General features: G+C 71.6%; 21 protein-coding genes and 1 pseudogene. 7 read left to right on the top strand and 15 right to left on the bottom strand.

What is annotated here, in order from left to right; genetic code table 11:
* Positions 1-192 precede the first annotated feature (192 nt).
* Entirely contained in the window at positions 193-1,077 is an 885-nt protein-coding gene (locus ACIP2X_RS12245; protein ID WP_401670984.1) for a LysR family transcriptional regulator, read from the bottom strand.
* Positions 1,078-1,192: 115 nt separating this feature from the next.
* Between ACIP2X_RS12245 and mgrA the strand changes: the two genes are divergently transcribed.
* Complete coding sequence (gene mgrA / locus ACIP2X_RS12240; RefSeq protein ID WP_401670981.1) at positions 1,193-2,182, top strand: L-glyceraldehyde 3-phosphate reductase; 990 nt, start codon at positions 1,193-1,195, stop codon at positions 2,180-2,182.
* 86 nt (positions 2,183-2,268) lie between these two features.
* Here the strand turns inward: mgrA and ACIP2X_RS12235 are convergent, their stop codons facing one another.
* Complete coding sequence (locus tag ACIP2X_RS12235; RefSeq protein ID WP_401670979.1) at positions 2,269-2,556, bottom strand: DUF1905 domain-containing protein; 288 nt, start codon at positions 2,554-2,556, stop codon at positions 2,269-2,271.
* A 305-nt stretch (positions 2,557-2,861) separates the two neighbouring features.
* On the opposite strand from ACIP2X_RS12235, the gene ACIP2X_RS12230 reads away from it, so the two are divergent.
* Both ACIP2X_RS12230 and ACIP2X_RS12225 read left to right on the top strand, forming a co-directional pair.
* The gene (locus ACIP2X_RS12230) at positions 2,862-3,272 is read left to right on the top strand and encodes a hypothetical protein (RefSeq protein WP_401670977.1); all 411 of its coding nucleotides are present in this window, start codon (positions 2,862-2,864) and stop codon (positions 3,270-3,272) included.
* Positions 3,273-3,379: 107 nt separating this feature from the next.
* Positions 3,380-3,817: pseudogene (locus ACIP2X_RS12225) on the top strand (glycoside hydrolase); the annotation flags it as partial.
* A gap of 24 nt (positions 3,818-3,841) precedes the next feature.
* Here the strand turns inward: ACIP2X_RS12225 and ACIP2X_RS12220 are convergent.
* The 6 genes from ACIP2X_RS12220 to ACIP2X_RS12195 form a co-directional block, all read right to left on the bottom strand.
* The gene (locus tag ACIP2X_RS12220) at positions 3,842-5,350 is read right to left on the bottom strand and encodes a GMC family oxidoreductase (RefSeq protein ID WP_401670975.1); all 1,509 of its coding nucleotides are present in this window, start codon (positions 5,348-5,350) and stop codon (positions 3,842-3,844) included.
* A gap of 11 nt (positions 5,351-5,361) precedes the next feature.
* Positions 5,362-6,831: an aldehyde dehydrogenase family protein gene (locus ACIP2X_RS12215; RefSeq protein WP_401670971.1), complete on the bottom strand. Its 1,470-nt coding sequence runs from the start codon at positions 6,829-6,831 to the stop codon at positions 5,362-5,364.
* Positions 6,831-7,919, bottom strand: coding sequence for an AMP-binding protein (locus ACIP2X_RS12210; protein WP_401670969.1), 1,089 nt, complete (start codon positions 7,917-7,919; stop codon positions 6,831-6,833). Before ACIP2X_RS12210 ends, ACIP2X_RS12215 begins: the two co-directional genes overlap by 1 nt.
* 76 nt (positions 7,920-7,995) lie before the next feature.
* Positions 7,996-9,330, bottom strand: a complete 1,335-nt coding sequence (locus ACIP2X_RS12205) for an aminotransferase class III-fold pyridoxal phosphate-dependent enzyme (RefSeq protein WP_401670967.1) — start codon at positions 9,328-9,330, stop codon at positions 7,996-7,998.
* A 147-nt stretch (positions 9,331-9,477) separates the two neighbouring features.
* Positions 9,478-10,137: a helix-turn-helix domain-containing protein gene (locus ACIP2X_RS12200; RefSeq protein ID WP_401670964.1), complete on the bottom strand. Its 660-nt coding sequence runs from the start codon at positions 10,135-10,137 to the stop codon at positions 9,478-9,480.
* A 126-nt stretch (positions 10,138-10,263) separates the two neighbouring features.
* The gene (locus ACIP2X_RS12195) at positions 10,264-11,526 is read right to left on the bottom strand and encodes a streptophobe family protein (protein WP_401670962.1); all 1,263 of its coding nucleotides are present in this window, start codon (positions 11,524-11,526) and stop codon (positions 10,264-10,266) included.
* Between the two features lie 270 nt (positions 11,527-11,796).
* Here ACIP2X_RS12195 and ACIP2X_RS12190 point away from each other — a divergent pair, with 270 nt between their 5' ends.
* Positions 11,797-12,255 carry an ATP-binding protein gene (locus tag ACIP2X_RS12190; protein ID WP_401670959.1) on the top strand — a complete coding sequence of 153 codons (459 nt, stop codon included), beginning with the start codon at positions 11,797-11,799 and terminating at the stop codon, positions 12,253-12,255.
* Between the two features lie 88 nt (positions 12,256-12,343).
* On the opposite strand, the gene ACIP2X_RS12185 is transcribed toward ACIP2X_RS12190, so the two are convergent.
* Positions 12,344-13,231 (bottom strand): RNA polymerase sigma factor SigF, encoded by an 888-nt coding sequence (locus ACIP2X_RS12185; RefSeq protein WP_401672317.1) that lies wholly within the window; start codon positions 13,229-13,231, stop codon positions 12,344-12,346.
* Positions 13,232-13,511: 280 nt separating this feature from the next.
* On the opposite strand from ACIP2X_RS12185, the gene ACIP2X_RS12180 reads away from it, so the two are divergent.
* Positions 13,512-13,886, top strand: coding sequence for a helix-turn-helix domain-containing protein (locus ACIP2X_RS12180; RefSeq protein ID WP_401672315.1), 375 nt, complete (start codon positions 13,512-13,514; stop codon positions 13,884-13,886).
* Between the two features lie 15 nt (positions 13,887-13,901).
* On the opposite strand, the gene ACIP2X_RS12175 is transcribed toward ACIP2X_RS12180, so the two are convergent.
* From ACIP2X_RS12175 to ACIP2X_RS12165, 3 genes are all read right to left on the bottom strand, one after another.
* Positions 13,902-14,504 carry a ClpP family protease gene (locus ACIP2X_RS12175; RefSeq protein ID WP_401670956.1) on the bottom strand — a complete coding sequence of 201 codons (603 nt, stop codon included), beginning with the start codon at positions 14,502-14,504 and terminating at the stop codon, positions 13,902-13,904.
* Between the two features lie 2 nt (positions 14,505-14,506).
* Positions 14,507-15,148: an ATP-dependent Clp protease proteolytic subunit gene (locus ACIP2X_RS12170; RefSeq protein ID WP_401670954.1), complete on the bottom strand. Its 642-nt coding sequence runs from the start codon at positions 15,146-15,148 to the stop codon at positions 14,507-14,509.
* A gap of 188 nt (positions 15,149-15,336) precedes the next feature.
* Complete coding sequence (locus ACIP2X_RS12165) at positions 15,337-16,551, bottom strand: epoxide hydrolase family protein (RefSeq protein WP_401670951.1); 1,215 nt, start codon at positions 16,549-16,551, stop codon at positions 15,337-15,339.
* Between the two features lie 123 nt (positions 16,552-16,674).
* Here ACIP2X_RS12165 and ACIP2X_RS12160 point away from each other — a divergent pair, with 123 nt between their 5' ends.
* Positions 16,675-17,157, top strand: a complete 483-nt coding sequence (locus ACIP2X_RS12160) for a VOC family protein (protein WP_401670949.1) — start codon at positions 16,675-16,677, stop codon at positions 17,155-17,157.
* Between the two features lie 64 nt (positions 17,158-17,221).
* Here ACIP2X_RS12160 and ACIP2X_RS12155 read toward each other — a convergent pair whose 3' ends face one another.
* Positions 17,222-18,112 carry an aminoglycoside phosphotransferase family protein gene (locus tag ACIP2X_RS12155; RefSeq protein ID WP_401670946.1) on the bottom strand — a complete coding sequence of 297 codons (891 nt, stop codon included), beginning with the start codon at positions 18,110-18,112 and terminating at the stop codon, positions 17,222-17,224.
* Positions 18,113-18,206: 94 nt separating this feature from the next.
* Complete coding sequence (locus ACIP2X_RS12150) at positions 18,207-19,163, bottom strand: SGNH/GDSL hydrolase family protein (RefSeq protein WP_401670943.1); 957 nt, start codon at positions 19,161-19,163, stop codon at positions 18,207-18,209.
* A 161-nt stretch (positions 19,164-19,324) separates the two neighbouring features.
* Between ACIP2X_RS12150 and ACIP2X_RS12145 the strand changes: the two genes are divergently transcribed.
* Positions 19,325-20,524 carry an esterase-like activity of phytase family protein gene (locus ACIP2X_RS12145; RefSeq protein WP_401670940.1) on the top strand — a complete coding sequence of 400 codons (1,200 nt, stop codon included), beginning with the start codon at positions 19,325-19,327 and terminating at the stop codon, positions 20,522-20,524.
* Positions 20,525-20,566: 42 nt separating this feature from the next.
* Here the strand turns inward: ACIP2X_RS12145 and ACIP2X_RS12140 are convergent, their stop codons facing one another.
* Positions 20,567-21,571 (bottom strand): zinc-binding alcohol dehydrogenase family protein, encoded by a 1,005-nt coding sequence (locus tag ACIP2X_RS12140; protein ID WP_401672313.1) that lies wholly within the window; start codon positions 21,569-21,571, stop codon positions 20,567-20,569.
* Between the last annotated feature and the right edge of the window lie 22 nt (positions 21,572-21,593).

Genomic DNA, 21,593 nt, shown 5'->3' with positions numbered 1-21,593 from the left:
CGGCGGGCGCACCGGTCCGGCCGCAGGGCGGGGTGACGGCGGCCCCCCCGTCGCTCCGGCGCTCGCCCGGCCGCGCGACCTCGTACCGGCGGGCGGTGGCCGATGGCGATGCCCCTCCCGCCGGCCGGCACATGCATGGTGCCCGGGCCGTGTGAGCCCCCGGCCCCCGAGGTGCCTTCGGCGCCGGGTGGTTCAGGTGCCGGGCTGACCGTCGAGGAGGGACATGAGGGCCCTGGCGGCCGGACTCGTCGCCTCGGGCGCCGGCAGCAGGGCCACCGTCTCGTACGCAGCCTCGCCGGTGCCCTTGAGGGGCAGGGCGGCGAGTGAGGCGCGCTTGTGGCGGAAGTGGTGCGGTACGACCGCGATGCCGAGGTTCTCGTCCAGCAGGTCGAGCAGGCTGTGCACGTCGTTGACCTCCAGGTCCACGGTCCGCCGGACCCCCGCCCTCGCGAAGACGGCGTCGGTGGCGCGACGCGGCCCCCAGTCGGGATGGAAGTCCACGAACACCTCGCCGCCCAGGTCCTGGGGCGTGACGGCGGCGCCGGCGGCGAGGCGGTGCGTGGGATGGCACAGGACGGTCATCGGCTCACTGGTCAGCGCCACCGAGCGCAACTGCTCGGTGTCGTCCTCGGTGCGCACCGCGAAGGCCAGGTCCAGGCGTCCCGCGGCGACCTCCTCCAGCAGCGCTCCGGAGCCGGCCTGCCGCAGGCAGATCTCCACATCCGGGTGGCGGTGCCGGAACGCCGCGAGCAGCCGCGCCACGTTCACCCCGGCGATGCACTGCTCGGTGCCGAGCGCGAGCATGCCGCGCAGCACGCCCTGCACCGCGGCCACCGCCTCGTGGGCCGAGCGCACCTGGGCCAGGATCCGCTCCGCCTCGCCCAGCAGCGCCCGCCCGGCCGGGGTGAGCGTCACCCGCCGGGTGGTCCGCACGAACAGCGGGGTCTGCAACTCGCGCTCCAGCGCCCGGATCGAGGCCGACAGTCCCGACTGGGACACCATGAGCCGTTCCGCCGCCCGGGTGAAGTGCTGGTCCTCGGCGACGGCGACGAAGTGCTGGAGATGACGCAGTTCCATGACTGAGAAGCCTAGTCGCTCAATTCCATCGGATTCTTCTGTTGGACCACTGTCCGCAGGTCACGGCAGAGTGGGATCCCACCGAACCATCCGTGCCCACCCCTCTGGAGTCGCGTTGTACACGGCACACCCCGACCGCTACGCGGACATGCCCTACCGGCGCACCGGCCGCAGCGGCCTCAAGCTTCCCGCACTGTCGCTCGGCCTGTGGCACAACTTCGGCCCCGACCGGCCGGTCCAGACCCAGCGCGCGATCCTGCGCCGCGCCTTCGACCTCGGCATCACCCACTTCGACCTGGCCAACAACTACGGCCCGCCGCCCGGCGCCGCCGAGTCGGCGTTCGGCGAGGCGCTCAAGGCGGACCTCGCGCCGTACCGCGACGAGCTGGTGATCTCCACCAAGGCGGGCTACCTGATGTGGCCCGGTCCTTACGGCGAGTGGGGCTCGCGCAAGTACATGCTGTCCTCGCTGGACCAGAGTCTGAGCCGGATGGGCCTGGAATACGTCGACATCTTCTACTCGCACCGCCCGGACCCGGAGACTCCGCTGGAGGAGACGATGGGCGCCCTGCACTCGGCGGTCCAGCAGGGCAAGGCGCTCTACGTCGGCGTCTCCAACTACTCGCCCGAGCAGACCCGCGAGGCCGCCCGCATCCTGGGCGAGCTGGGCACCCCGCTGCTGATCCACCAGCCCCGCTACTCGATGCTCTCCCGGCTTCCGGAGGAGGGCCTGCTGGACGCCCTGGACGAGCTGGAGGTCGGCTCCATCGCCTACTCGCCGCTGGACCAGGGCCTGCTCACCGGCCGCTACCTGGACGGCATCCGGGAGGACTCGCGGGCCGCGGGCGACAGCCCCTTCCTGAAGTCCGACGCGCTGACCGAGGAACTGGTGAACCGGCTGCGCGGTCTCAACGACATCGCCAAGTCGCGCGGCCAGACGCTGGCGCAGATGGCGCTCGCCTGGGTGCTGCGCGGTGGCCGGGTGACCTCGGCCCTGGTCGGCGCGAGCAGCCCGCAGCAGCTGGAGGACAGCGTCGCCGCGATCGGCAACCTGGACTTCGACGCGGACGAGCTGTCCCGTATCGACGCACTCGCCCTGGCCTGACCCGCCGCATTCCCCACCCGTGCCCCGGAGGTGAGCCACCGCCTCCGGGGCACGGGTGTCTTCGTGCCGGGACCGGCGCACGCGGCCTACGCGCCGAGCCGCTCCCGAAGACGCACGGTGACGGTGTCGCCCGCCTCCTTGCCGATCGCCCGGCGCACCTCGGCCTTGACGGGCAGCTTGTGGGTGCCGTCGCCCAGCGCCATGAAAGAGCTCTGGAAAGGGTGGCCGTCGATGGTGCCGCGGATCTTGACGAGCCCCCGGGTGCCGAAGAAAGCGACGGATTCGGGCCAGACGAGATACGTCCATCCGCCTTTGCTCGGACTCTTGTGCAGGACGGCGGTGAATTCCGCGTCGACGTTTCCGGTCGTTCCCATGACTGCCTCCGTCGGCCGTGATCGCCAAATGCTTCACTCATCAGACCCCGTAAACAGGAAGAACTCATCGCGGAGGCTCTCGCTCCGCTACCGGCCAAGATCCGTACCGTCCGGCCTGCGCTCCTCACCCGTCGCGTTCCGGCCAATACGGGCGGTGAATATGCCAGGAGAGTGGCCGGAAAGGCATGGTGACAGTGATTCAATAGTGAAGATACTCGAAGGTACAGGGACTGTTTTCACCGCACAGGAGCCGCACCGAAAGCGGGGCATCACCGCTGGCAGGCAACGCGACGGGGGAGGCGAGCGTGCACGACGAATTCCTGTGCCATGTAACGGCGTACGGCACCTGCGGCGGCCGGCGAATCGGCGTACCGCTCGGCACCTACCGGGCACCCACTCTGGCACTCGCGCTGTGGTGGCTGCGCGATCGCGCCAACTGGATCGCCGAGCGGCTCGACCCTCAGCCCGGTGACGCGCCGTATCCGCCGAACGCGCTGATCCCGGTCGGCTCCGGCACGGCCGACGTGCCGTCGGTGCTGCGCGCCTGGTGCGCGGACGCGGGCCAGCAGGAGCTGATCGCCGACCAGTTGGCGGCCGGGCGGCTGGTCAGGATCGCCACCTGTGACGACACCACGGAGTACGAGCTGCTCGCCGAGTCCGTCGACGCCCTGCGGATGCAGCGCACGATCCCGGCCCTCGTCGTTCCCGTCGCCTGACACGTGCCATCGGGGGCTCGCGGCCCTGCGGGCCTGGACCGTCGACGCGCCGTCCCCCATGGTGACGTTGCCATGACAACACGGTCGGGAGGGTGACCGTGCGCGCAGCCGGTCGGCGCCTGATCGGCCTCGCCCGCACCGGCGACCGGGGCCTGTGCACCGACGCCGGTCTCACCCGGCGGCCGGGCGCCCACGAGGTGGTCGTCGACGAACGGCACGTCCGCCCCGGCCAGGACTGGGCGTCCGGCTACACCAAGCTCCAGTGCCCCGAGGGCTCCCTGCTCACCGGCTACAGCGTCCGCGGCTCCGCCGTCTCCGCCGCCCCGTGCGTGCCGGCCCCGGCGGGCGAGCCCGGCACGGCCGGCCGCACCGTCCGGTTCGACCGCGGCGACAACCGGGGACCGGCACCCAAGGGCGGTGACTTCGCCGCCGGCCGCTACAAGGGGCAGTGCGCGGACGACGAGTACGCGGCCGGGATCGCCTACACGGGCCGCCTGGGCTCGGCACGGACCCCGGACGCCCTGTACTGCCGCTTGCTTTCGTGACGTGTCGACCTGGAGCATGGCCCCTCACGGCCCGCCCTTGACGAGGTCGGCAGCGCGCTCGGCGATCGCGAGGACCGCCGGATTCGTATTCGCCGAAGGGACTGAGGGCATCACCGAGGCATCGGCGACACGCACGTGCTCGACGCCGCGTACCCGCAGCGCCGGGTCGACGACTGCCATGGCGTCCGCACCGATCCGGCACGTGCCGACCAGGTGCGTGTAGCTCGTCGCCGTGTGCCTGATGTAGTTCCGGTATTCCGTGTCGGTGACGGCGTCAGGGCCGGGGTACACCTCGCGATCACGCAATCCTGCCAGGGCGGCGGCGGACCCGACCTCGCGCGCGGCCTCCAGTCCTCGCATCATGTGCTCGAGGTCGCCCGGATCGTCCAGGAAGTTCGGGTGAACGAGCGGCGGGCGGTCCGGGTCCCCGCCGGCCAGCCGCACGTATCCCCGACTGGCCGGCGTCATGAGGCCGAAGACCACGGAGTACCCGCTGGAGGCCAGCGGCTGCCACCGAGGCCTGACCGGGAAGTCCGTGAACAGCAGATGCACATCAGGGTGAGATGACAGCGCGCTCCGCAGCAGCACATGCGGCTTGCGCGCCAAGTCGCCCACGGACACGGGAGTTCGCGCCGTGTACGCGACCTGGGACTTCACGTGGTCGTGGAAATTCTCGCCCACGCCGGGCAAATCCACCACGACGTCGATTCCCACCGACCGCAGGTGATCGGCGGGCCCGATGCCGGAGCGCAGCAGCAGTGCCGGTGACGGGATCGCTCCGGCAGTGAGGATCACTTCTCGGTCGGCGATGGCGCGCACCACCTTGCGGCCCACCCGGTAGAGGACGCCGCGGCATGCAGCACCCTCGAGAAGCAGTCGCTGGACGTGGGCGCCGCCCCGCACGGTCAGGTTGGTGCGGGCGGCCGCGGGAGTCAGATACGCGTCCGCCGCGCTCAGCCGGCGTCCGTCACGGATGTTGTTGTCATGAAATGACACTCCCTCCCCGTTACCGGAGTTGCAGTCCTCGTTGAACCGATGTCCGGCCTCTACAGCCGCGTTGAAGCAGGCCTCCCACAGCGGAGCCGTGGCCGTCGGCGGCGCGACCAGCACGGGGCCGCCCACGCCCCGTTGGTCCGGGTCGCGCCCGGGGGCGTGCTCACTGCGCTTGAAATACGGCAACAGGGAGTCGTACGTCCACCCGGTGGCACCGGCGGCTTCCCACGCGTCGAAGCTGAACCGGTCACCGCGGATGAACATCACCCCGTTGATGCTGCTGGATCCCCCCAGCACCTTTCCCTGGGGCACTTTGAGCACCCCACCGCCGAGACCGGGCTGCGGCACCGTCGCGTAGTCCCAGTCGACGGCCGACCCGACGAGGTGCCACCAGCGTCCGGGATCCGCCATGTCGGGCACCGGGTCGAGCGGGCCGGCCTCCAGCAGCAGCACGTTCACACCGGGGTCCTCCGACAGGCGCGCAGCCAGCACGCATCCCGCTGTGCCACCACCGACGACGATGTAGTCAAAAGCGGACATGGGATCGGGGGTCACTCGGCTGCGTGCGTCGTGATCGAGCGGCGACTTCGGCCCTGCGACGACCCGTCGGCGGGCCCGGCCCGGTGCGGCGCCCGCTCCTGGTCGCGGGCTTCCCGTACGACAGCCTTGGTGCGCATGAGGAAGTCGGACAGGTAACCGTCGTGCGGCACGCCGGGGGCATACCAATGGGTGGGCCGCCGGCCCAGGTACACGTTGGCCACCGTCGGCTCCGACACCAGGTCCCCGATCAGCCGCTCGTCCCGGGTGGCCACGTTCAGCACCAAGGTGTTCCGCAGCGGCGACGTGCCTGCCTCGTACGACCAGGGCGCCACCCACACGCACGGGAAGGGCAGTTCGACGCCGACCTGCTCGGCGTCGGGTCGGTCCACCTGGTGCACGGCCGGGCGCAGCACCGCACCGCCCGACGGGAGTTCGTCGACGACACCGTCGCCGCCGAGCCACGGCCGGGTTCCGGCCGCCTTGCTCAGCAGGAGTTCCTCCACCGCGCGCGCGGACCGGACCGGTCGCACCGGGAGCAGCGCCCTGTCGTCCTGGGGCGACAGGCTGGGGATGGCCGCGAGCCGCTCGGACAGGGCCCGCGCCAGTGGGGCCGGGTCCCCCTCGATCAGGACCGCGGTGGCGTTGGTGCACGCCGTCCCACCCTGACCGACCACCGAGTCGACGATCGTGTCCAGGTGCTCGTGCCAGTCGACGTCGGCGGTGATCAGGATTTTCGAGCGTCCCGGCCCCTGGGGCAGGACGTGAGTGTCGTTCCGGTACTTGTCGACCACGTCCTGGCCGCCGTAGACCATGCCCAGGTCCGCCTCTCGCAGGATCTCGTCGGCCGTCTCGTGGTCGGTGGGCAGCAGGACCACCTGGTCGTCCCCGAACCCCGACGCGCGCAGCGCACCGACCAGCCGGTGGGGAGTGAACGGCTCGCGCCCGGAAGGGCGCAGTGCCACCCGGTAGCCAAGCGCCAACGCCTCCAGCCACAGGGCGTGAGTGGCGGGGTGGTTGCCCGCGGCGTGCACGGCGAAGACGTCGCCGCGGCGGGTCCACGCCGCGGTCGGGTCGCGGCGTGCCGGATCGGACAGGTCGCCGGCAGCGCCGACCGGCCGCCCCTGCAGAACGGAGTGACGGGCCAGCCGGGCCGCCTCGGCGATCATCTCGGTGCTGGAGCGCACTGCCGAGATGCCCATGCCGGAGACCCTGCTCACGATGTCCTGGTACTGGGCGAGGCTGTGCCCGTTGATGCCGGCAGTGGTGAACGTCGTGGCGGTACGGGCCAGCGCGGCGATCCGTTCGTCCGCGGGGAGGGAGCGTGCCCTTCGCAGAGCGGACATCGTGCGGGCCACGAAGAGCCGGGGCACCAGGGTGAGTTCGGCGACCTCACCGCCGGTCACGTCGTGGACCCTCTGCCGGGTACGCGTGCGGTACAGGCCGTCGGCGCCGAGTGCGTCGAGGGGGATGAGCTCGTTCATCAGTACACCCCCTCGACCACGATCTCGCCGCCGAAGGCCGCCAGCGGTGCGACGTCCGCGACCGAGTCCCCGATCTGCCCGCGGAGTCCTTCGACCCTGACCGCGGTGTCCCGTTCCAGGTTGTTGGGCAGCAGCATGTAAGGGCTGACATGGTGCGTCACCACCTGCCCGCGCTCGCCGTGGAGGACCGGCCGGCCGGTTGCGGGATCCACCACCAGGAACGAGGTGTACGGCGACGGGGGGTCGAAGATGCACGGCGCGTTGTCGGGCAGGCCGGCCCGCTCGGGGGAGGCGCCAAGAACCATGGTGCTGCCGTAGGCGCCCATCAGCGCGGTTTCGGGCAGCACATAGGTGCGCAGCAGGTCCCGGGTGTCGGCGTCCATGTGCGCCCCGGTCCACAGGACACTCCTTATCTTGCGCCGCACGAGCTTCAGCACCGCGTCGTCGAGCACCAGCCGCTCCAGCACGCGTGGGGTGGTCACCAGCACTTCGACGTTCTGTGTCTCCAGCACGTGAACGGCCTGTTCCACGAGGTGGTCGAGATAGGCCGTGGTCTCCGCGGCGGCGCCACGGACGATGAGCTTTTTCACCCAGCGCGGATCCATGTCGACGCAGAGGGGGATTCCGCCGTGTCGGAAGGCCAGCCGCCGGAAGAACTCCCCGACCACGTGCGGGCCGGTGGGCACGACGAGCAGCCAGTTCCCGTTCCGCGGAAAGCGCCACGCTTCCACGGCCTCGGCGAGCCGTTCAAGGGCGTATTCGAACCATCCGTGGTGGAAGAGCACCCGCTTCGGGGCGCCCGTCGTTCCGCCGCTCTCGTAGACCCCGGCGACGTTCGGGCCCAGTCCCCGCGGCATCAGATCCTCGACCCGGACGTCGCGCAGTTCGTCGACAAGCTGCGGAAACAGCGCGAGATCCTCGAACTCCCGCACGTCCGTCAGCGGGTCGAAAGGCAGCTCGGTGGCCCGCCGCAGCCAGAAGGGCGATCCGGTGTCGGGAGAGAAGTGCCAGCGCATCGCGGAGCGGACGAATTCACCGGGCTCAGGCTGCGCGTCGGGCCGCAGTTCGGTGATGCAGTAATCGGACATGGCGCCTCATCGGGGATGCGGGTGACGAATGGGGGTGTGGTGACGCCGCCGTGGACGGGAGGCGGCCTGGGACGCCTCATCGAGGTGCGAAGCGCGTCTCCATGAGTACCGATCGGTACGACTTCTCGAAGAGGTCGAGCATCAGCTGGATCTCTGCGGCGGTGCTGACCAGAGGGGGTGCGAAGACGATGCTGTCGCCGGAGGCACGTACGAGGAGGCCGTTGTCGGCCGCCCTGGCCATGACGGCCGGTGCCCAGCCGTCGGCCGGCCGGCCGACGGCGTCAGGGGCGAACGTGACCGCCGCCAGGAACCCGTATCCCCTGACGTCACTCACCGCGTCGCCGCGGAGCCTCTCGAGGCCCTTCAGGAGCAGGGGCGCGGTGTCGCGCACATGGCCGGGGAGGTCTTCGTCCACGAGGACGGCGAGGGCTTCACGGGCAACCGCCGAGGCCAGCGGATGCCCCGAGTAGGTGAAGCCGTGACCGAAGGCGCCGATGGTCGCCGAGCCTTTGGCGATGGTGTCCGCGACCCGCCGTCCCACCATGACCGCGGAGATGGGCGCGTATGCGGAGGAGAGGCCCTTGGCGAGGGTGATCAGGTCAGGGCTCAGGCCGAATTCCGTGGTGGCGAACATTGCTCCCGTGCGGCCGAACGCGGTCACGACCTCGTCGACGACGAAGAGGATGTCGTGTCGAGCGAGCACCTCCTGCACGCGGGGGTAGTAGCTCGGAGGCGGGATGACCACCCCACCCGCGCCGAGGATCGGCTCTGCGATGAACGCGGCTATCGTGCTCGCTCCTTCGGCTTCGATGAGCTGCTCGAGGCCGCTCACGAGCCGCTCGACGAACTGCTCCTCCGTCAGTCCCTCGGCCTGGGGGCCGTTCGGGTCGGGGCAGGCGACCTTCAGGAACGAGGGCAGGGGGAGGCCGAAACCCTTGTGGACGTGGTCGAGCCCGGTGGCCGAACCGGCGGCCACCGTGGTCCCGTGGTAGCCCCGTTCCTGCGAGAGGATCTTGGTGCGGCGCCGACGGCCCAGGCATCCGTGGTAGTACCAGGCCAGCTTGATGGCGGAATCGGTCGCCTCCGAACCGGAATTGGCGAAGAAGGTGCGTCCCATGGGTATCGGCGACAGCCGGGCGAGATCGTCGGCGAGGGCCAGAGTGACGTCGTTGGTGCGGTGCGCGTAGGACGCGAAGAAGGGGAGCTTGGCCATCTGCCGCGCGGCGGCCTGTACCAACCGGGGCTGGCTGTAACCGAGATTGGTGCACAGCATTCCGGAGGTGCCGTCGAGGTACGAGCGTCCCTCGCTGTCCCACACCCTCACCCCTTCACCTCGGACGATGACATGGGGTGCCGTATGCAGGGACGGCGACGTGTGCGGCTCCAGCAGCGTGGGGTGGTGAGGTGTCATGACGTCACTCCTGGGTGAGTTCACATGCCTGCCGTGGGAGCGGCTCCTCAGAAGCCCGAACGACAGGGTGAAGAGCGTTCGTTCACCCCAGAGAAACCCGCAGGACTTTGCGGCTCAACCGTTGTTCCGGTCAGCGGAACGGCTCGGCTAGCCCTCCAGACGTCGCAGGTCGGAGAGGATCAGGGACACCGTCCTGTCCAGTGGGCGCTTCAGCGACTCGACCTCGACGTTCTTCGGGCGGGCGAGAGCGAGGACAGCGGTGCCGCCGGACGGGAGAAGCACGGGTGCCGCGATGCAGTTGCACTGGTGGTACACCTGCTGGTACTCGGCGGCGAGTTGCCCGGCGTCGAGTGCGAGCCAGATCGCGGAAGCCGGATGGACCGAGGCGAGGCGTTGTGCTGCGGCCGGCATGAAGTCGGTGATCTGGGAACCGTACGAGCAACACGCGGTCTCCAGGAAATCGTGGGAGACGACGTGGAGGAACAGGCTCGCTCCCGTTGCCCGCGCGATGGCGTGCAGTCGCGGACGTGCGACGACCGACAGGCCCGTGAGCCGGTGGCCTGATCGCATCTGATGCGTGAAGCCTGGTTCCAGCGCCCACTTGTGATCGCGACGGGCGACGATGCCTTCCTGGGCCATCTGCTCCAGAAGCCTGTGCGCTGTCGTCTTCGGAATGCCCACCACCGACGCGAGACCGGTGACACCGACCGGACGGGATGCCTGGCTGAGGGCCCGCACCAGTGCGAACGTGTTGTGCACCACCCCGGCCGGCTGGTTCTCGTCTCCCTGCGAGGGATTGATCGTCATATCTCGCTTCTCCAGCGCTGCGGAGATACCTGCGTACGGCCGCCGAGCTCCTAGGCCCCGGGCAAACACATTCATCGATAATACGACCATTACGCATAAAGCTGGCAAAATGGCTGATCGATCTGGCTAGGGCGTCGGACCCCGGCGTCGTGCCGCTCCGGCCAGCAGTGCGCCGAGGGCGCCTGTCACCAGCCCCCACAGGACGGCGAGCCCCAGCGCGCCCCAGACGCGTGGTCGCAGGAACACCTCTCCGGCGAGGTCGCCGCCGAGGTCGCCGATGCCGAGGACGGACAGGCCGTAGGACGCGGAGACGCGCCCGACCAGGCAGATCATGAGCACGGTGAGCGCCAGCGCGACGGCCATCCGCACGGCGTGCTGCCAGAGCGGCACCCCGGCGGGTGAGCGAGCCGCCGCCAAGAACGCCGCCGCGAGCACCAGCACCGCCGCCGCGACCACCAGCCACCACACCCGCCCGTCGTGCTCGGACAGGGTGCCGACGTTCAGGGCCCGGACGTCCTCGGAGCGCAGCACCTGGTCGAGCACGTGCGGCATCGGCAGGCTGAACGGTCCCTCCACGCGACCGTCCCAGGTGGCACCCAGACCCAGGGTGAGCCCGAGCCACGCGAGATTCGGCAGCCCCAGCAGCAGCGTCGCGAAGGTCTCGGCGGGGTGTCCGCGCGTCCCCGCGGTGACCAGGCCGACGACCAGGCCCAGCAGGACGTGGACGAGGAGCAGGGCGACCATCGCGTACGCGACCGGACGCGCCGGCTCCCGCAGCCGCAGCAGCCGGCCCGACAGCGGGGTGCCGCGGGAGACCAGCAGCGCCAGGACCAGCACACCCGCGAGCCACAGCAGGCCGAAGAACAGGGACAGCGGTACGTCCGTCGCGAAGCCGACCTGCGGAGTGAGGCCGAACAGATCACCGATGTCGGCGATCGCGCCCTCGCCGAGGGAGATCCGGAAGGTCTGCCGGGCCCCGAGGGCGAGACCGAGCAGGGCGAGCAGCCACAGCAGCGCGACCTTCGCCGCCCAGGAGCCCAGCTCCCGGTCACCCGCCGGTGCCCGGTTTCGTAGCGGCCGCAGGAAGCCGGCGGCGATCACCAGGGCGCCGGCCAGCGTCACGGACAGGGGGATCACGGTCAGCCCCGCCGTCGTCTCGGCGAGGCCCCCGGCGTCTCCCGAGAACTCGACGACGCCCCCCACCGAGGTGACGAGGGTCGCCGCGACCACCCGGGGAAACGCCCCGTCCGGCAGATCCGCCGCTCCCGCCGCCCACAGCCCCAGCGAGGCGGTGAGCCCCATGGCGACCAGCCCGGCCAGCACCACGGCCACGGCCGGCACCCAGCCAGGACGGGCCCGTGCCTGATCGGAGGTGGTTCGGGCGCTCACACCGTCACGCTAGACAGCGCGTGCGCCGGGCGCGCGCCGGGAGGTCCGTCCGCGTTCGCGGGAGAATCGCCCTGGAGCGCCGGAATTGTGCCCGTATTCTTCGGCCACAGAGGCAGGGGAGCGTTCGTCCTCGGCGTACACGCGCCCCAAATCGCCCGCAAACGCTCCGGCGGTGTGACGTCTCCGGCACTATGGACTGCGGCGCCCGGCTCGGGGTACGAGGACTGGTGCAGCAGCGTCCGGCATGGCCGGCTTCGGAGAGAGACACGCATGATCGAGCACGGGGACGGGGCCGTCGTACCGACTGGTTTCGACGTGCCCGTGGAGCCACTACGGCGGGCGGCGCACTACACGGGCGAGCCGGGATGCATCGCCGAGGCGCGGTCCCTGGCCGCCCAGTTCCTCGGCCGGCTCAGGACCGAATGGTGCGCCGAGATCGACGACCGCGTCGAGGGAGCGGTGCTCCTCGTGGTGAGCGAACTGGTCACCAACGCGGACCGGCACAGCAACGGGCCGTACATCCTGGAGCTGGAGGGTACGGACAGCGCCCTGGCGGTGTCCGTGTACGACAGCAGTGCCGCCCTGCCCAGGCGGTTCCCGCGCGACCCGGCCCGCGTCGGCCGGCACGGTCTGGAGATCGTGCACGCGCTGGCGGCCGAGGTGACCGTCGAACGGGTTCCGGTGGGCAAGCGGGTACGCGCGCTGGTGCCCCTGGCCGACACGCGGTGAGTCCCTGACGCGTGGCCAGGGACTCACCTCCGGGTGGTCCGTTTCCCGTCGCGGGTCGAGGGCGGCTCCACCGCGGGGGGCTACCGCGTCACGCGCAGCCCAGCTCGCCGAGCATGCCCTGGCGCAGCCGCACGATGATCCGCTTGAGCAGGCGCGACACATGCATCTGGGAGCAGCCGAGCCGCTCGCCGATCTCGGCCTGCGTGGCCTCCTCGACGAACCGCATGTGCAGGATCTGCCGGTCACGTTCTTCGAGTTCGGCCATGAGCGGCGCGAGCGACTGGAAGTCCTCGACGAGTCGCAGGCCGTGCTCCTCGACACCGATGAAGTCGGCGAGGACCGACTCGCCGTTCTCCGGGCCGTCGCCGGTGAGGGCGGCGTCCAGGGAGGCCGAGTTGTAGCCGTTGGCGGCGATCTGGGCCTCGATGACCTCGTTCTCCGAGAGGTTCATCAGCGTGGCGAGCTCCGCCACCGTGGGGTCCCGGTCCAGGCGGCTGGCCAGCTCCTCGCGGGCCTTGGCCAGCTCGACGCGGAGCTCCTGGAGGCGGCGGGGCACGTGCACGGCCCAGGTGGTGTCGCGGAAGAACCGCTTGATCTCACCGACGATGTACGGCAGCGCGAACGAGGTGAACTCGACCTCGCGGGAGAGCTCGAACCGGTCGATGGCCTTGATCAGGCCGATCATCCCCGTCTGGACGATGTCCTCCATGTCGTCGCCGCGGTTGCGGAACCGCCCGGCGGCGAACCGCACCAACGACATGTTCATCTCGATGAGGGTGTTGCGCGCGTACTGGTACTCGTGCGTGCCCTCCTCGAGCTCGATCAGGCGCGCGAAGAACTGGCGGGACAGCTCCCGCGCGTCGCGTGGAGCCACGGTGCGGGGGTCCACGACTTCCGGCGTTGACCCCTCACCCGTCCTGGCCACGGAGCTGTCCTCGACGGCCCGTGCCTGCGACCCGGTCACGGCGGTGTCCATTACCTCTCCCACGAAAGTCATGGTGCGACGTCTGCCGCTTCGGCTTCTGTTGTCCTCGGTGGTACCCGTTGTCATGCTCCGGTGGGTATCCGGAACCCGACGACGTATTCGTGCGTGTACCCGGGCTTTCCGTTTGCATGCCCCCCGATTCGCGTGACCCGAACCGTGCCAACTCCGCCCGCCGGGCCCCGTGTTCCCGATCCGTACCGTTTCGTCCGATTCCACGGAGAGCGGAACGCCGTGGGCTTCCCCTCACGGGCCCTGTACCTAGGCTGAGATGGTGAGCAACCAAGCGCCCAAGAGGCAGACGACACAGGACGAGGCCCACGTCATCCCGCTGCGCCCGCAACCGACGGGCAAGGAGCCGCTCTGGCGCGACCTCGTCGGTGACGTGCTGCGGCGCGAGCGCCTCGCCCAGGAGCGGACGTTGAAGGACGTCGCCGACGCCGCCCGGATCTCGATGCCCTATCTGTCGGAGGTGGAGCGCGGCCGCAAGGAGGCCTCCTCGGAGGTGCTCGCGGCCGCGGCCCGCGCCCTCGGGCTCGGCCTGGGCGACCTGCTGGTGCGGGTGCACAGCGACCTCACCCGGCACACGCCCAGCCGCGGCCGTGCCACCTCCACCGCGCCCCGCAACAGCCTCTGCCTGGCCGCCTGATACCGCCCCGGCGCCTCAGACCCGCACGAGGCGCCGGCTCAGCACCTCGTCGGCCAGCCCGTACGCCACCGCCTCCGGCGCGGTGAACACCTTGTCGCGGTCCATGTCGGCGCGCAGGGTCGCGAGGTCGTGGTGGGTGTGCCGGGCCAGCACCTCCTCGACCTGCGAGCGGATGCGCACCATCTCCTTGGCCCGCAGGGCGAGATCGGACACCGTGCCCTGCTGCCCGCCGCTGGCCGGCTGCCCGAGCAGCACGCGCGCGTGCTCCAGCACGAACCGCCGCCCCGGGTCCCCGCCGGCCAGCAGCACGGCCGCCGTGGAGGCCGCCTGCCCGACGCAGAACGTGGAGATCGGCGCCTGCACGAACGTCATGGTGTCGTAGATCGCCATCAGCGAGGTGAACGAGCCGCCGGGGGAGTTGATGTAGAGCGCGATCTCGTTCTCCGGCGCCGCCGACTCCAGGTGCAGCAGCTGCGCGATGACGACGTTGGCGACGCCGTCGTCGATCTCGGTGCCGAGGAAGATGATCCGCTCCGACAGCAGCCGGCTGAACACGTCGTAGGACCGCTCGCCCTGCGGGGTGCGCTCGACCACGTTCGGAATCGTGTACGTCCCCATGACTACAGCCCCGTCCGTCGCCGTGCGTCCGCCGGGCGGATGTCGGCGAACGACTCCACGACCCGGTCCACGAGGCCGTACTCCCGTGCCTGCTCGGCCGTGAACCAGCGGTCCCGGTCGCCGTCGCGCGAGATGGTCTCGGGGCTCTGCCCGGTGTGCTCGGCGGTGATCCGTTCGATGGTCCGCTTGGTGTACTCCAGGTTGTCCGCCTGGATCTCGATGTCGGCGGTGGTGCCGCCGATCCCCGCCGACGGCTGGTGCATCATGATGCGCGCGTTCGGGAGCGCGAACCGCTTGCCCGGCGTGCCGACGCTGAGCAGGAACTGCCCCATGCTGGCGGCGAACCCCATCGCCAGCGTCGAGACGTCGTTGGGGATCATCCGCATGGTGTCGTAGATGGCGAGTCCGGCGTGCACCGAGCCGCCGGGGCTGTTGACGAACAGGCTGATGTCGGTGCGCGGGTCCTCGGCCGACAGGATGAGCAACTGGGTGCAGACCCGGTTGGCCGAGACCTCGTCGACCTGGGTGCCCAGCAGTACGATCCGCCGGCCCAGGAGCTGGGCGGCCAGTTGGTCGTCGAACCGGGTGGGCTGCGTCCCGTCCTCCTCGGCGCGGGGCAGGGGCGGGGCGGTACGTGGAGACATGCGCGCTCCTCGGGTCGTGGGAGTGGAAGCGGATGGTGCCTATCCCCACTCTCGGCCCGCGGCCCCGCCCGTGGTGGTCCTCTCTGCCCGCGGCAGATCGGCCCAGGGCAGAGGCGCACGCACCGGACACGGGCGCGGAGCGCCTTCGAGCGCGCGCGGTCCCGCCGTCGCGGCGGCCCCGCCCCGGCTCAGCCGCCCTGCTCGTCCCGCACCTGCCGGAAGAACGCCCGGACGTCGTCCACCAACAGGTCCGGCTGCTCCATCGCCGCGAAGTGCCCACCCCGGTCGAACGTCGTCCAGCGCACGACGTTCTCGGTGCGGGCCGCCTGGTGGCGCAGCGGGATCTGGATCTCGGCCGGGAACACGGCGACGGCGGTCGGCGCGGTGGACGGCTGCCGCGGCTCGGCCCTGCGCGCACCCTCGGCCGCGTGGGCCCGCTCGTAGTAGATACGGGCCGACGAACCGGCCGTCCCGGTCAGCCAGTACAGCATCACGTCGGTGAGCAGCCTGTCCCGGTCGACGGCCTCCTCGGGCAGCTCCCGGGAGTCCGTCCACTCCCAGAACTTCTCCACGATCCAGGCGAGCTGACCGACGGGCGAATCGCTCAGCGCGTACGACAGGGTCTGCGGCCGGGTGGACTGCAACGCGGCGTACCCCGTGCCCTCCCGCGACCACACGCTCCAGCGGCGCCACGAGGCGAGCGTCTGCTCGCGCTCCTCGGCGCTCAGCCCGGCCAGCTCCTCACCCGTCGGCTCGGTCGTCGCCGAGCCGCCCGGCAGCAGGTTGAGGTGGACCCCGAGCACCCGCCCGGGATGGGCGCGGCCCAGTTCGCGGGAGATCGCCGCGCCCCAGTCACCGCCCTGTGCCCCGAACCGCTCGTAGCCGAGCCGGCTCATCAGTTCGGCCCACGCGTCGGCGACCCGGCCCGCCTCCCAGCCGGTGTCCCGCGTCGGCCCGGACAGCCCGAAGCCGGGGATGCTCGGGAGCACGACGTGGAAGGCGTCGGAGGGATCCCCGCCGTGCGCGGCCGGGTCGGTCAACGGCCCCACCACGTCCGAGAACTCCACGATCGAGCCGGGCCAGCCGTGCGTCACGACCAGCGGCGTGGCGTCCGGCTCCGGGGAGCGGACGTGCGCGAAGTGGACGTTCGCCCCGTCGATCGTGGTGGTGAACTGCGGCCACTCGTTGAGTCGCGCCTCCGCCGCACGCCAGTCGTAGGTGTGCCGCCAGTATGCGGCGAGCTCGCGCAGGTAGTCCCCGGGCACGCCGTACGCCCAGCCGACGCCGGGCAGCTCCTCGGGCCACCGGGTGCGGTCGAGGCGGTCGTGCAGGTCGTCGAGCTCACGCTGCGGGATGTCGAGGCGGAAGGGCCGGATGCCGTCGGCGGGCGAGGACATGGTCATGGTCGCGATGCTAGGGCCTGCCGTCCGGATGGGGTCGCCGGAAGGAGGCCGGACGCGACCGATGAGTTTCGCGGTCCCCGCCGGTCGATACAGCTGACCGCGTTCCCCGCACAGGAGGTGCCCATGGCCACCGACGGATTCACCACATGTCTCTGGTTCGAGGACCAGGCCGAGGAGGCCGCCCACTTCTACGTCTCGGTCTTCAAGAACTCCAGCATCGGCGCGCTCGCCCGCTACGGGGAGGGAACCTTCCAGCCCGTCGGCTCGGTGATGACCGTGGAGTTCACGGCGAACGGCCAGAAGTTCGTCGCGCTCAACGGCGGACCGCAATTCACGTTCAACGAGGCGGTCTCCTTCCAGGTCCTCTGCGCGGACCAGGCGGAGGTCGACCACTACTGGGCCAAGCTCACCGAGAACGGCGGCGAGCCCGGACCGTGCGGCTGGCTGAAGGACAAGTACGGCCTGTCCTGGCAGGTGATCCCGGAGGGACTGACGGAGCTGATCACCGACGCGGACCCGCAGAAGGCCGCCCGTGCCACCCAGGCCATGATGGCGATGGGCAAGCTCGACATCGCCGCCCTGCGCAAGGCCCACGCGGGCGAGTGATCGCGGTGCCGGGGCAGGCGCCCTCGCCGGCAGCGCGGCGGGGGCCCCGCGCGAGGGCGCTCCCTCACACCGCCTCGGCCAGGACCTCCTTGATCACATGCCGTGAGCTCGCGGCGAGCGGCGGATTGGTCTCCCAGTAGTACGGCAGCTGGATCAGCGAGATCGACAACGCCCAGCCCCGCCCGCGCGCCCACTCGGCGTCGTCCGCGCCCACCAGGCGGCGGAAGGTCTCCCGCGCCCTCGCGGGCAGCAGGTTCCACGCCACGATCAGATCGACGGCGGGGTCCCCCACCCCGGCGAGTCCGAAGTCGATCACACCGCTCAGCCGTCCTTCGCGGACCAGTACGTTCCCGGGGGAGAGGTCGCCGTGCGCCCACACGGGCGGGCCCGTGTACCGCGGCGCCCGCAGGGCCTCCTCCCACAGGGTGGTCATCGCGTCCGTGTCCACCCGGCCCGCCAGCTGTCCGACGGCCGCCCGCGTCGGCTCGTCCCGGGCGGCCAGCGGCACGCCCCGGCGGTTCGGCGGCCCGTCCCCGGCGTCGACCCGGCGCAGCGCGGTGACGAACTCCGCCAGGTCCGCGGCGAGCAGGTCCGGCTCGTCGAGCGCCCCGGCGACGGGATTGCGCCCCTCCAGCCAGCGGTACACCGACCAGGGGAAGGGGAACCCGGCGCCGGGCTCGCCCCGCCCGGCCGGCTGAGGGGTGTCCACCGGAAGGTGCGGACCCAGCGCGGGCAGCCAAATCAGCTCGTGCCGCACGTCCCCCACGGTGCCCGGCCGGCGGGGCAGGCGTACGACCAGCTCGTCGCCCAGCCGGAACATCGCGTTGTCGGTGCCGGACGACTCCAGCCGGCGCAACGGCAGCTCCGCCCACCGCGGGAACTGGCCGTCGATCAGCCGCCGGACCAGGGGCACGTCCAGTTCGACCTCGTCCGCATGCATTCTGACGGCACACATGGCGGCCATCCCACCGGTACGGGCCGGGCCGTGTCGACCGGTTTTGCGCGCCGGCGACCGCCGGACGACGACGGGCGGGCCCCACGACGGGACGTCAGCGCGAGCGGGCCGCTTCCCCGACCGCCCGCGTGATCTCCCGGGCGATCCGCAGGACGCCGGGTGAGCGCACCGGACACGGCTTCGGGGTGGACGTAGTGGGCGCCAGACAGAAGTGCAGGTGGTCGTCGTCGCGGTGGAGCGCGGTGCGGTCGCTGCCGGGCTGGGTGCAGTAGGCGGGACGGGCACGTTCGTAGGGGGTGCAGGGCAGGTACTGCGTCCAGGAGTAGCGGGCCCCGGCGGCGCTCACCGCCCGGCCCGCGTCGGCGACCAGGTCGCCGGTGGCGGCGGCCCGTTCCTGGTACACGGCATTCACGCGCCGGACCCGGTCCGGAGTGACCGGGTCCGGGCCCTGCAGCACCCAGACGACGCGTGGCCGGCGGTCGCGGCCGGCCGCGTCGATCTGCTCGGCCAGCCGCCGCGCGTCGGCGGCGTACCGCGCCAGATAGCGGCCGCGGGAGGCGTCGTACGTGATGCCGTCCATGCACGGCGTGTAGCCCCAGGAGTTGCCCCAGAACTGCAGCACCACGAAGTCGGGCCGCACAGCGCGCACCAAGGCCGCCGCCTTGTCCGCGTCCGGCACCAGGGACCGCTCGCCGGTGCCCTCCAGGTAGTCGCACAACGTGGTGCCGGAGTAGGGGACGCTCCTGTAGTGCGCCCGCAGGTCCCGGCGGAGTTCCTGGCCGAGCACCCGCTGGTTCTCCGTCGCCAGCGAGTCCCCTATATACAGCACGGTCGGCGCCTTGACGGGGGCGCGCGGCGCACTGTGCCGGGTGGTGCCCGGCACCCCGGGCGCCGAGGGCTCGGATGGCGGGAGCGTGGGTGGCGAGGCCTCCGCCTGACCGGGCGCCGAGGGCGCGGGCCGCGCCGCCTGCGGTCCGGACGCCGGATCGCCGCAGGCGCCGAGCAGCACGGCACCGGCCAGCAGCATCCCCGTCACCCACCGTCCGCCCATCCGGCACCCCCGCCCCGCCGCCGACAAGGCCACCCAGGCAAGCACAGCCCGGCGGCAGGGGGAAGACACGCGCCGGACAGCGGAACCACGACCGCACACGTGTCCGGATTCGTCTCTCCGCGTTGGCGCACTGGTCATTCGGTGTCCCTACGGTGCCCGCCATGAGAAGACCTTCGATCTTGCTCAGCGCCGCACTTCTGACCGCGGCGCTCGCCTCCCCCGCGGTGGCCGGGAACGGCCCCGCGCACGACGACTTCGGGCGTGCCACCCTCACCGGGTTCGCCTCGCTGCCCGCCGAGACCTTCGTCCCGGGCAGCGAGCCGTCCGGCGCGCTCATCGGTGAGGGCCCCGTCAACGGCGTCGCGGCGCCGTTCGCCCACCAGCCCGTCCAGGGCTTCAGCGGTGTCGTCGACCGGCACGACGGCACCTTCGACGTCCTGTCCGACAACGGCTACGGCAACAAGGCCAACAGCGCCGACTACCTGCTGCGCGTCCACCGCATCGAGCCGGACGTGCGGACCGGGAAGGTGCGGGTGCTGGGCGGCTTCGACCTGAGCGACCCGTACCGCAAGGTGCCCTTCGGGCTCACCCGCGCCGACCGGAAGCTGACCGGCGCCGACTTCGACGTCGAGTCGATCGTGCGGGTCGCCGACGGCACCTACTGGATGGGCGACGAGTTCGGCCCGTTCCTGCTGCACTTCGACGCCAAGGGCCGGCTCCTGCAGGCACCCGTCGCGCTGGACGGCGTACAGGCCCCGGAGAACCCCTACCTCGGCGGCGCGCAGCCGACCATCGGCAGCAGCAAGGGCTTCGAAGGCCTGGTCCGCTCCGTCGACGGCCGGCGTCTCTACCCGCTGCTGGAAGGGACCGTCACCGGCGACACGCCCGGCGACCTGCGGTTCAGCGAGTTCGATCTGCGCGAGCGCGCGTACACCGGCAAGCGGTTCGTCTACCGCCTGGAGTCGACCGCGAACGCGATCGGCGACGCCGTCGCCGTCGACCGGCACCGTTTCCTGGTCATCGAGCGCGACGGCGGCCAGGGCGACGACGCGAAGTTCAAGCGGATCTACCTCGCCGACACCCGGGACCGCGACCACGACGGCGTGATGGACAAGACGCTCGTCGCCGACCTGCTGGACATCGCCAACCCGAAGGGGCTCGGCGGCTTCGGCGAGACCTTCCGCTTCCCGTTCACCACGATCGAGGACGTCGTCCTGCTCGACGACCGCACGCTGGCCGTCCTGAACGACAACAACTTCCCGTTCTCGACCGGCCGCACGCCGGGCAAGGCCGACGACAACGAGTTCATCACCATCCGGCTGACGGACCGCCTCCACGCCGACCGGCGCGCGTTCCGCTGACCCACCCGCGCCCGGCCAGGACCGGCCGCCCCGTGCGGCCGGTCACCCGTCCTCCACCAGCACCGCCGCCCCGTCGAAAGCGCCCGCCTTCAGATCGGCCAGCGCCTGGTCGGCCCGCGCCATGGGGTAGGTGTGCGTGGTCGCCCGCACGCCGTGCCGCACCGCCAGCGCCAGGAACTCGCGTGCGTCCTTGCGTGTGTTGGAGGTGACGCTGCGCAGCTCCTTCTCGTAGAACAGCTCGCTCTCGTAGCGCAGCGGCGGGATGTCCGACAGATGGATCCCGGCGACGGACAGCACCCCGCCCCGGTCCAGCGCCCGCAGCGCCACCGGGACCAGATCGCCGACCGGGGCGAACAGGATCGCCCCGTCCAGCGGCTCCGGCGGCGCCTCGCGCACGTCCCGCGCCGACGCCGCCCCCAGCTCCAGGGCCAGTCGGCGCGCCGCCGCACCCCGGGTGAGGACATGCACCCGGGCGCCCTCCGCGATCGCGACCTGCGCGCACAGATGGGCGCTGCCGCCGAAGCCGTACAGACCGAGCCGGCCGCCCGGCGGCAGCGACACCCGCCGCAGGGCCCGGTACCCGATGATGCCGGCGCAGAGCAGCGGCGCCGCCGCCACGTCGTCCAGGCCGGGCGGCAGCCGGTGCGCGAACGCCGCCGGTACGGTCGTGTACCGGGCGTATCCGCCGTCCGCGTCCCAGCCCGTGTACCGCGAGGCCGGGCACAGGTTCTCGGCGCCGCGCGCGCAGTAGGCGCAGGTGCCGTCGGTGCGGCGCAGCCAGGCCACGCCCACCCGGTCCCCGGCCGCGAAGCCGCGCACCGCGGCGCCGGCGCCGGCCACCACACCGGCCACCTCGTGGCCCGGGACGACCCCCGGCCGGTGCACGGGCAGGTCTCCCTCGGCGACGTGCAGGTCGGTGCGGCACACCCCGCAGGCCCGCACCCGCACGAGCAACTCGTCCTCCGCGGGGACCGGCACCGGCCGGTCGAGGCGCCGCAGTCCGCCCGTTCCCACCGGCCCCGCAGTCACCACGGACCACGCCCGCATCGTCGTGTCCACCACCGTCATG

This window comes from Streptomyces sp. NPDC089424 (assembly GCF_044749345.1).
GTDB lineage: Bacteria > Actinomycetota > Actinomycetes > Streptomycetales > Streptomycetaceae > Streptomyces.
The sequence above is the reverse complement of the archived record's forward strand: the minus strand, read 5'-3'. Positions and strand labels throughout refer to the sequence as shown.

Coding starts and splice junctions, on each gene's coding strand:
- ACIP2X_RS12200 (WP_401670964.1), bottom strand. CDS start 10,137: ATGACGATCAATCCCTCGCAGGGAGACGAGAACCAGCCGGCCGGGGTG.
- ACIP2X_RS12140 (WP_401672313.1), bottom strand. CDS start 21,571: ATGCGGGCGTGGTCCGTGGTGACTGCGGGGCCGGTGGGAACGGGCGGA.
- ACIP2X_RS12170 (WP_401670954.1), bottom strand. CDS start 15,148: ATGTCTCCACGTACCGCCCCGCCCCTGCCCCGCGCCGAGGAGGACGGG.
- ACIP2X_RS12220 (WP_401670975.1), bottom strand. CDS start 5,350: ATGTCCGCTTTTGACTACATCGTCGTCGGTGGTGGCACAGCGGGATGC.
- ACIP2X_RS12205 (WP_401670967.1), bottom strand. CDS start 9,330: ATGACACCTCACCACCCCACGCTGCTGGAGCCGCACACGTCGCCGTCC.
- ACIP2X_RS12215 (WP_401670971.1), bottom strand. CDS start 6,831: ATGAACGAGCTCATCCCCCTCGACGCACTCGGCGCCGACGGCCTGTAC.
- ACIP2X_RS12185 (WP_401672317.1), bottom strand. CDS start 13,231: ATGGACACCGCCGTGACCGGGTCGCAGGCACGGGCCGTCGAGGACAGC.
- ACIP2X_RS12155 (WP_401670946.1), bottom strand. CDS start 18,112: ATGTGTGCCGTCAGAATGCATGCGGACGAGGTCGAACTGGACGTGCCC.
- ACIP2X_RS12150 (WP_401670943.1), bottom strand. CDS start 19,163: ATGGGCGGACGGTGGGTGACGGGGATGCTGCTGGCCGGTGCCGTGCTG.
- ACIP2X_RS12165 (WP_401670951.1), bottom strand. CDS start 16,551: ATGACCATGTCCTCGCCCGCCGACGGCATCCGGCCCTTCCGCCTCGAC.
- ACIP2X_RS12210 (WP_401670969.1), bottom strand. CDS start 7,919: ATGTCCGATTACTGCATCACCGAACTGCGGCCCGACGCGCAGCCTGAG.
- ACIP2X_RS12145 (WP_401670940.1), top strand. CDS start 19,325: ATGAGAAGACCTTCGATCTTGCTCAGCGCCGCACTTCTGACCGCGGCG.
- ACIP2X_RS12160 (WP_401670949.1), top strand. CDS start 16,675: ATGGCCACCGACGGATTCACCACATGTCTCTGGTTCGAGGACCAGGCC.
- ACIP2X_RS12235 (WP_401670979.1), bottom strand. CDS start 2,556: ATGGGAACGACCGGAAACGTCGACGCGGAATTCACCGCCGTCCTGCAC.
- ACIP2X_RS12190 (WP_401670959.1), top strand. CDS start 11,797: ATGATCGAGCACGGGGACGGGGCCGTCGTACCGACTGGTTTCGACGTG.
- ACIP2X_RS12245 (WP_401670984.1), bottom strand. CDS start 1,077: ATGGAACTGCGTCATCTCCAGCACTTCGTCGCCGTCGCCGAGGACCAG.
- ACIP2X_RS12175 (WP_401670956.1), bottom strand. CDS start 14,504: ATGGGGACGTACACGATTCCGAACGTGGTCGAGCGCACCCCGCAGGGC.